Origin of the sequence: Streptomyces sp. NPDC056231 (genome assembly GCF_048270745.1) — a bacterium.
Classification (GTDB): domain Bacteria; phylum Actinomycetota; class Actinomycetes; order Streptomycetales; family Streptomycetaceae; genus Streptomyces.
In genome coordinates this window covers 1-4,067 of the sequence record NZ_JBLVKW010000088.1, presented here as the reverse complement: position 1 = coordinate 4,067, position 4,067 = coordinate 1, and the positions used below count along the sequence as shown (strand labels likewise).

At 67.8% G+C, this 4,067-nt stretch carries 4 protein-coding genes; all 4 read right to left on the bottom strand.

Annotated elements, in window-relative coordinates; all coding sequences use genetic code 11:
* Positions 1-161 precede the first annotated feature (161 nt).
* Positions 162-344, bottom strand: coding sequence for a hypothetical protein (locus tag ACNPQM_RS37505; RefSeq protein ID WP_418087457.1), 183 nt, complete (start codon positions 342-344; stop codon positions 162-164).
* Positions 341-856, bottom strand: coding sequence for a hypothetical protein (locus tag ACNPQM_RS37500; RefSeq protein WP_418087456.1), 516 nt, complete (start codon positions 854-856; stop codon positions 341-343). Before ACNPQM_RS37500 ends, ACNPQM_RS37505 begins: the two co-directional genes overlap by 4 nt.
* A gap of 556 nt (positions 857-1,412) precedes the next feature.
* Entirely contained in the window at positions 1,413-2,687 is a 1,275-nt protein-coding gene (locus ACNPQM_RS37495) for a hypothetical protein (RefSeq protein WP_418087455.1), read from the bottom strand.
* A 41-nt stretch (positions 2,688-2,728) separates the two neighbouring features.
* Positions 2,729-3,241 carry a SigE family RNA polymerase sigma factor gene (locus ACNPQM_RS37490; protein ID WP_418087454.1) on the bottom strand — a complete coding sequence of 171 codons (513 nt, stop codon included), beginning with the start codon at positions 3,239-3,241 and terminating at the stop codon, positions 2,729-2,731.
* Positions 3,242-4,067: the final 826 nt, after the last annotated feature.

Here is a 4,067-nt window from a genome sequence, read left to right as displayed (position 1 = left end):
CGGGGGGGGGGGGGGGGGGGCGGGGCGCCCCCCCCCCCCCCCGCCCGCGCCGCCCCCCCCCCGTATCCCCGGCGCCCGGCCCGCCCCCCCCGCCGCGGCGGGTCCGACGCGAGAACGCCGTAGGTCGCCCGGAGCCGCAGTGTCCATGCTCTTGAGCGAAGTCAACTGCGGGTGACCGCCACCAGTAGAGCGGTCACGGTGGCCATGAGCATCATCGCGGCCAACGCCCCGGCGAGCGGTGCTGCCCACGCGGGGCGGTACAGCAGCAGTGCCAGGACGCCAGCGCCAACGAGCAGGGTGGCGACCACAAGCAGCAGGATCAGCAGCAACGCGGTCAAGGTCATGTCGAGGCCCCTTCCTGCTCGCCCTTCTGTCCGGGCCGCCGCAGATCAGAGGGCGGTCCCGGACGGCGCAAAACATCCCGGCGACGCTGCTCGGCAGCGAGGCGGAGCACCTTGCGGCGCACGCGTTCCCCAAAGACTGGCGGATCGTCGGCGCCTGCGTATTCTGCGGCTTCTGCCCAGGTGACGACACCGTTCAGACCAAGGGCCAGCATCACGGCCTGCTCCTCGGGCTTGAGCTGGGCCAGGATGCGCGCCAGCCGTGGATCACCGGGAATGAGCGCGAGCATCCGGTCTTCCGGACAAGTTCGTTCGCTCAGTACATCTCGGAGAGTGATGCCTGCCGCTCCGGGCGCCTCCAGCAACGCCAGCCGCTTCCCCTCAGTACGACGGCCGTTCACTACATGGCCGCCGTACCGGCGCCGCCATAACGGTGTCAGGTTGCGATGGATGCTTAGGGCCTCCGCCTTCAGATGCTTCTGGTAGGTCACAGTCGCGCCGATGAAGGCCGACATCTGCGACTGGTCGTCCGGTTCTTGTAGGGGAGAGGGGTGCGGTCCGATCGTCAGAAGCGCGGAAGATACGGCCTCATGCCATCGGAGGCTCCGCCGAAAGCCCAACTGTGAGGTGATCAAATCAATTGCGGAGGTCGTGGGGTCCCGCCTGAAGGCGCAGACGGCATCTGCATAACGACGGCTCTTACAGCGTAAGTCGAGGGACCGTTCATCCGTGCCCACAGGTCGGACCCCCTGCGAACGACGTCTGCCGAACCCAGTCATGCGGGTTCGGCCGACGGTCAGTGCGCGACGCTACGCCGCGGGGCGCAGCAGCCTGCTTCTCCGGGTGTGCGGGAACACTGTGCGCCGGCGTACGCGCGGGTGTACCAACTGCGGGCGCTCCGGTGTCGTCCAGCAGGGTGGCGACGGTTTGCGACAGCGGCTGCGAGGACGCCCGGGCAAGGCAACAGCGCCGCGCAACGCTCACCTACCCAACACAAAGCAGGAGGCGGCGACCCCGAAGGGTGATCCGCCTCCCGCACTACCGCAAGGAGCAGGTGCGTTGCCTACGGCCCTACTTTCCGGCCCACTTCCCGCTCGTGGCGATCGACTTCAGCTGCTGCATGGTCAGCGCGGGTGACTGCCGTGTGGCCTTCGCGTTCTGAGAACCGGAGTTGAACGCGGACACCACGACCCGGAGGCCGTCCGTACGGATGGTGTCGGCGGTCCACATCACCACGCCCGCGCTGCCCTTCTCGCCCGGGCCCTGACGCGTGACGACCTTTGTCCCGTCCGGCAGCACCTCCGCCCCGGCCTCGAACAGCTCCCCCTCCACGTCCGACATGTTCGGCTGCACGTTGATCTGCACCAGGCTCGCGCCCTTGCCGTCATTCACGACGACGTACGCGTATCCGTCGCCACCGCGCTCGGAGGCTACCTTCGCGGACACGGGCAGCAGCGACTTGAGCTTTCTCAGGATCGCCTGGCCGTCCTGCCCCTGCGCCGACGGCCGCCGTACCGGCTCCGGGGCCGCCTTTCCCAGGGCGTTCAGCACGGGCCGCCATTCGTCGGAGATGACGAGTCCCTTCAACTGCCCAACAGTGAGCGGGGGCTCGGCCCTTGAAACGGCGGCGTCCTTCTCTGCAGGCGCGTTCCACTCGCTGGCATCGACCGTGTATCCGTCAGGGGTCACTAGATAGGCGTGCCACCACTTGGTGTCCACGCGCTTGTCAGGGTATTCGTACCCGCGCAACACCATCAGGCGCGAACGGTCGGCAAGCGTCTCATTCCGGCAGGAGTCGTGCGGCACGAAGGTCTTGTCGGGGCATTCGAGCTGCTGTTCCGCCCCCGTGCCGTCCGGGTCGATGGCGCCGACGCTCACGCCGATCGCAGCTTTGCCCTCGCCATCGTCGAAGACGAGGTGCGCCGATGGCCCGAACCGGTCGGCCGTACCGCGCCCTGCCCGTCCGCTGATCTTCCCCTCCGGCAGCAGCCTCTCCAACCTTTCGATCACCTGCTGCGCCGAGAGCTGCGGCCCCTTGCCGGGCGACGACTTCGTCGAAGGGCCGGTCTCCTGCACCTTCGGCTGCGCGGCCACGCCCGCCCCGCCGTGCCCCGAGCCGCCACCGAACGCCCCTGTGGTGTAAGACGCCCCGAACCCCACGACGGCGAGCGCCGCGACGCTGCCGGTCACGGCCGCGACCCGCCTGCGCCGCAACTCCCGCCGGCCGCGCACGACGCCGCCGTCCACCAGCGGGCGCCCATCCACGGAGAAGACTTCCCCGGTGCGGCGTAGCGCGTCACCGAGCCCGCCTTCGAACGCGTCCAGGTCCTCCTGCGTTCCAGACATGCCAAACCACCACCATTTCTCGTCATAGTCAGTCGGGCTGATCAGTGCGCGGCGAACTCTCCGATGCTGCCGCCCAGTTGCACCCTCAGCCGGGCGAGTGCACGGGTGCTGCGGGTGCGTACGGCTGCGGAGCTGACGTTGAGGACGTCCGCAGTCTCCGTGACGGACCGGTCCTCCCAGTACCGCAGCACGACGACCGCCCGGTCCTTCGCCGGCAGCTTCCGTAGCGCGTCCAGGAGCATGAGCCGCAGCGAGGCGTCACCCTGCGCGGCCGTCTCCGAGACCTCGGGAATCTCGTCGCTCGGCCGCTCTCCCGCCGAACGCCGCCGCTGGTGCGCCAGAAAGACTCGCACAAGAACGGTCTGCGCGTACGCCGCCGGATTGCCGAGCTTCGACGGCCTACCCCACACCACATACATCCGCCCCAGCGTCTCCTGCACCAGATCCTCGGCGAGATAGGTGTCGCCGCTGGTCAACAGGCACGCCGAACGGAAGAGATGCCCTATGCGGGCCGCCGCGAACTCCCGGAAGGCGCTCTCCTGGGACCGTCTCATCCGCCGCCCTCCCCACTTGCCTCATCGCTTACACCATTTAGATGCGGTGGGGGCGGCGGGATGTTTCACCCGAGTTGCTTCCTCTCTCTCCGCGAGCTCATCGGCGAGTGGTTCCCGCAGCCCCCGACCACCGAGGTGCCGGTCCCATCCAGCGCTCAGACCGCGTTTGAGATCTGCACGGTCCTCACCGAGCACGCCTGCAAGATCGCCCCCTCCACGTATTACGCGGCTGGGAAGCGCCTGGCCAGGCCTTCGGCCCGGCAGCTGCGACGCCGCGCTCAAGGAGCTGATCAGCGATGTCCATCAGGCCAGTAGGTGCCCGAGTAGTGCTTCTGGCCCTTGTACCAGCGGAACGTCCGCCAGGGGCAAGCCGACTGCAGGAGACCGACGGGCACCGAGTCCCACTCCCGGTCCTCCACGAGAGGACCACGCTGTCGGCGAACGCTCACCGTCGCGGTGGCACTGCCCATCGCGCACGCCCCCAGCCCACGGGCATGGCCAGCCCGTGGAGCCAAGGGTGTCAGCGCCACAGCGTTGGGCGGCATGGGCTAGAGCCTGCATCACCCAAAAGGGTGAAAGCCCCGACCAGCAAGTCTCACAAAGACGGCATAAGTGCCACCGATGTGCCATCGGAGCTGAGATTGTGCCGCGAAATTTGAGACCCTACAACAGGTGTAGGGTCTCAGCTTTGATATCAGATGCCGATGCTGTGACCTGGGGATGTGCTCGCTTTTCGGCAACGGGTGAAACGAGGGCCACGGACGGCGGATGAAAAGTGAGCCACTCTGCGATCTCTTGATCATCCTGACTTCACTGGTGCTGAAGT